The following is a 4,823-nucleotide window of genomic DNA, read 5'->3' as shown; positions in this document are numbered from 1 at the left end:
TATCAGGTTTTATTGATTGCCAATCTCATGAAGAAGGAACCTGATATTCAAGATATGGCGGTCTATTTCTAACTGATTTTATTACCTAAATGAAGACATAGCGTTAGCCATCGAAAAATTCAAGACTTATTGTGAAAAAATGCTCAAATTTTCCTCTTTTGTTGCATCACATTCGGTGAGATACTTAAAAGTTAGTTACTATTGGTATTTCGGCAGATGCCGATTCATTCAATATACCATCTTGTCCAGTGTGAATCATCTCACTGGACAACCTCTCTGCAACTCTTATGTTTTTTCAAAATTCTTAAATAATATCAGCGTCCCCTTTTTTAAAATCAGTAACTCCGGATAACGGTCGCAAAGATGGTGTGTGCCTCCCTTCTGGCAGAGGTCCGCTGTTGGGAAAAATCATTTGGTTTGTATGCATGACCTACCAACTGAAAGATCTCATTAATTTTGAGGAACTCCAAAGTCTCATGGATCTTCTCTACTCAGTGAGCCGGTTCACTACCGCAATTCTTGATAATGAGTCCAACATCCTGACCAGTAATGGATGGACTGAATTTTGTACTCGTTTTCACCGGGTTCACCCTGAAACCCGGAAACGATGTCAGGCCAGCGATGTTCATATTCTTGAGCATATGGATGCAGCACATTCATCATATCTCTATCAATGTCAGAACGGGGTTCTGGACGTGGCAACCCCGATCGTTATTGACGGGACCCATCTTGGAAACATTTTCATAGGTCAGTTCTTCCTTGAGCCACCTGATATCGAATTTTTTCGTGCTCAAGCAGTTCGTTATGGATTTCCTGAAGATGAATACTTGGCAGCGCTTCAGAAAGTTCCGGTCCTGAGCAAAGAGGAAGTAGATCATAACCTCGCGTTCATGCGAAAACTAACCGAGATGCTCGGGGAGATGGGCCTTACCCAGAAGCGAATTCAGGAGGCTGAACAGCTTCTTCTACAAGCCCATGATTCACTTGAACAGAAGGTTATTGAACGGACCGCTGAACTGGCCATTGCAAAGGAGCGGGCAGAATCTTCGAACAAGGCGAAAAGTGAGTTTCTGGCAAATATGAGTCATGAACTGAGGACTCCTATGAATGCTATTCTGGGATTCTCCCAACTCATGCTTCGTGATACTTCTCTTAAACAGGAACAGCGTGAACACCTGCAGATCATAAACCGGAGCGGAACGCATCTCCTGGCCCTGATAAACGAAGTACTTGAAATATCCAAAATTGAGGCCCGACGTGTCACCCTTGAAGCGGTTTCCTTTGATCTCCATGAGCTGGTCCTTGATATGGAGAATATGTTCAGGGTCAGAACAAATGCAAAAGGGCTGTACCTCCGGGTTGAAGGTCTTGATACAATACCACGGTATGTTCATGCTGACGAGAGCAAAATCAGGCAGATTCTGATTAATCTCCTCGGAAATGCGGTGAAATTTACCGAGCACGGGGGAGTTATCGCCAGGTTCACGAGAGAGGAGCAGGATAAGGATGCGTTTGTCCTTCGTATTTCAGTCGAGGATACCGGTGTGGGGATTGCAGAAGAGGAACAGGATCACCTCTTCCGGTACTTTGAACAGACCACCAGTGGAAAGATGACGAAAAGCGGAACGGGACTTGGGCTTGCGATCAGCAGGGATTATATCAGGCTGATGGGGGGCGATATTTCTGTGGTCAGTCATCCGGGTCTTGGTAGTACTTTCACCTGTTTATTGCCGGTCAGGATGGTTACCGGTTCATCTGTACCGGGCCTTTCTCCCCACCCGCAGGTTCTCAAGCTCGAACCTGGGATAGTATCACCCCGGGTACTGATCGTTGAAGATAATAATGAGAACCGAATTTTTCTGGAAACACTTCTCAAACAGACCGGTTTTGATCTCCGCACGGCGATTACCGGCAAAGAAGCAGTTACAATGGCGGCGGAATGGCATCCTGACTTTATCTGGATGGATATCAGGATGCCTGAAATGGACGGGTTGGAAGCTACCCGGCAGATCAGGCGGACACCTGAAGGAAAATCCATGATTATTGTGGCACTAACTGCGTCAGTGTTTGAAGAAGATCGGAAGAAGATCCTTGATGCAGGTTTTAATGATTTTGTGCGTAAACCATTCCTTGAAGAGGAGATATTTGATATGATGGCTCATTATCTCCCCATCCGTTATACCATTACGCAGGAAATCACCGATCTTCCTGCGTCTGGAACTCTTGCCGATCTCTCTCCTGCGATGCTTCTTGCCATACCCCTCCCCCTGCGTAATGATCTCCATGATGCGGTCATAAGACTCGATCGTGAATTGATCGCAGAAATTATCGGGAAGGTTGGGGACGTAAGTCCTGAAGTTGGTCAGAGTATCTCTTCTCTTGCAGATAATCTCGATTTTGACCAGTTGCTCACCTTACTTGAGGAGACTGAACTTATTGAGGGACAGTTACCGTGACAACTGATAAAAAAAATGATGATCGTGGACGCATTCTGGTGGTTGATGATTCACCAGGCAGTCTGAAACTTCTCACCGAGATCCTCACTACCCATGGCTTCATGGTTCGTCCTGCTCCCAGTGGAAGGTTAGCGATTCGATCAGCAGGAGTAGAAGTCCCTGATCTTATCCTCCTCGATGTTATCATGCCAGATCAGGATGGATACGAGGTTTGCAGGCAGTTGAAGGCTGATGAAAGAACTGCATCAGTACCGGTTATCTTTATCAGTTCTCTCGAGGAATCAGCCGATAAAATCAAGGGATTTCAGGTTGGAGGAGTGGATTTTATCTCCAAACCATTTGAACCTGAAGAGATCCTGGCACGGGTGAAGACCCATCTTTCACTACACCGACTCCAAAAGCAGTTAGAAGCCCAGAATCTCCTACTCGAAGAGCAGATTATAGAGCGGGAACAGAAAGAAGAAGAACTTAAGGATTATCAGGAGAACCTCGAACAGATGGTTCGTGAGCGAACAGATGAAATCGATCGGTTCTTCGCATTAAACTTGGATCTCCTCTGTGTTCTCACGGAGGATGGTGCATTTCTCAAGCTGAATCCTGCATGGGAATCAACGCTGGGGTATCAGATGAGCGATCTGCTCTCCAAAAGTTATCTGGATCTTATCCATCCTGATGATCTTGAAGTAACTCGTCATGCAGGAAAACCGGTTGTATCAGATCATATCTCAAATTTTGTAAACCGGTACCGGCACTGTGACGGGTCATACCGGTGGCTTGAATGGTCCTCGATTCATTCAGGCAATCGCATTTTTGCATCCGCTCGTGATATTACCGAACGAAAAAATACCGAGACCTCATTGACTGCTGCAAGGAAAAAATTGAATCTGCTCAACAGTGTTGTTTTTAGCGATATTCAGAACTACATCTTTTCACTGACCGGTTTCATTGACCTGCACGGTGAACTTGTCACCGATTCAAAACAATTGTATTATCTGGAAAATGAACGAAGTGCAGTAAAAAAAGTTATGTTGTCACTGAATTTTGCAAAGATGTACCAGGATATGGGGATCAGGCCGCCAGTGTGGCATCAGGTTTCGCAGACCTTTCTCTTTGCCATCTCGCATCTGGATTTTTCTCGGTACACTCGCGAAATCAGGGTGGAAGGACTTGAGATCTATGCTGATCCACTGCTTGAAAAGGTGTTTCTTATCTTTGCAGAAAATGTGATCGCCTACGCACCCGATGCAACAACCGTCCGACTTTGGTACGATCTAACTTCTGATGGATGTATTCTCTTTTTTGAGGATGACGGGCCCGGAATTCTCCCAGAGGTTAAAGAGCAGATCTTTGAGCAATGGTATGGAGAGCAGAAGGGAATGGGCCTCTTCCTCTCCCGGGAAATTCTGGCTATCACCGGCCTTAGTATCAGGGAAAAGGGAGAATCGGGATCTGGTGCAAGGTTTGAGATAGTAATTCCTAAAGGAGCATTCCGGTTAATCAGTCCCGGGTGATGGTAATGTGCTTGGCAATCTGCTGGAAATCATCCGATTCCTGGTTATGAGGACATCAGACTGTGATCTGGCTGATTCTCCAATAGCCTGATATAGTGAAAGAATGAAGATGAAGAGCATGAAGTTCCCTTCTGTCTTCTCCTGGATTGGATGGGTAGCGATTGTACTCCTGATTTTAGCGATACTGCCTGGGACAGCGGTCATTCCCGTTTCAGTGAATAACACAACGAATCAGACAAGCACCTGTCAGATAACCGGGATTAACATTTCTGGAAATGCCTCGCCAATGGTCTCTGATAATTTCACCGGAAACCTCTCCCCTGACGGTATGAATCCGGGTAATATCACCCGGATTGTTACCGATGATGGGTTGATCGAAGGACGGCTCATCGGTCCGGGTCTGCCCCCCAAAGGCTGGGTACCTGATACCAATCTGCCAAATATGAGTGATAATTCTACTAAAATACTTTAATTATCATGGAGCTACGATAGTACAGGCTATCAAAACACTCATCCTCTTTCGCTCCGATGTATAAGCCCGCATGATCATACTGCATGGTTTTTACTCCCCGCTAATTCCGGATCAGTTCATCCTCTATGCTGAGGATACCGGCAGCACCAGTATATCAGGCACTGAATCCTGTAAACGGAGGAAGAAAAATAAGCCTGCTTCCATAAGGCTTCATCCTGCAGTACTCCCAGCTTCAGATCTTCTGGCCTTTTTAGCCAGATGGAAAACAGTACCTCCCAGGTTCGAAGAGACCTCTGAACTTCTCTCGTTTCCAACCCTTGATCAGAGTGGCCCGGCTCCGCTCTGCTCACCTGAATATTATAATCAGACCAACAGAGGAATCCC

The 4,823-nt window shown here is 45.8% G+C and carries 4 protein-coding genes; all 4 read left to right on the top strand.

The window, feature by feature from the left end:
* Positions 1-398: 398 nt before the first annotated feature.
* Positions 399-2,456, top strand: a complete 2,058-nt coding sequence (locus LUQ50_RS15870; RefSeq protein ID WP_300041417.1) for a PocR ligand-binding domain-containing protein — start codon at positions 399-401, stop codon at positions 2,454-2,456.
* Positions 2,453-3,967: a response regulator gene (locus tag LUQ50_RS15865; RefSeq protein WP_300041415.1), complete on the top strand. Its 1,515-nt coding sequence runs from the start codon at positions 2,453-2,455 to the stop codon at positions 3,965-3,967. The genes LUQ50_RS15870 and LUQ50_RS15865 overlap by 4 nt, the downstream gene beginning before the upstream one ends.
* Before the next feature lie 118 nt (positions 3,968-4,085).
* A complete protein-coding gene (locus LUQ50_RS15860) occupies positions 4,086-4,439 on the top strand; it encodes a hypothetical protein (protein ID WP_300041413.1) in 354 nt (117 codons plus the stop codon).
* A 70-nt stretch (positions 4,440-4,509) separates the two neighbouring features.
* Positions 4,510-4,823, top strand: a 314-nt coding sequence (locus LUQ50_RS15855) for a hypothetical protein (RefSeq protein ID WP_300041411.1), incomplete at its 3' end; no start/stop codon positions are given.

The organism is Methanospirillum sp. (genome assembly GCF_028679455.1).
GTDB lineage: Archaea > Halobacteriota > Methanomicrobia > Methanomicrobiales > Methanospirillaceae > Methanospirillum.
This window is presented reverse-complemented; position numbering and strand designations above follow the sequence as displayed.

What these genes read in the sequence shown, in the direction of transcription:
- LUQ50_RS15860 (WP_300041413.1), top strand. Translation starts at nt 4,086, where the DNA reads ATGAAGTTCCCTTCTGTCTTCTCCTGGATTGGATGGGTAGCGATTGTA.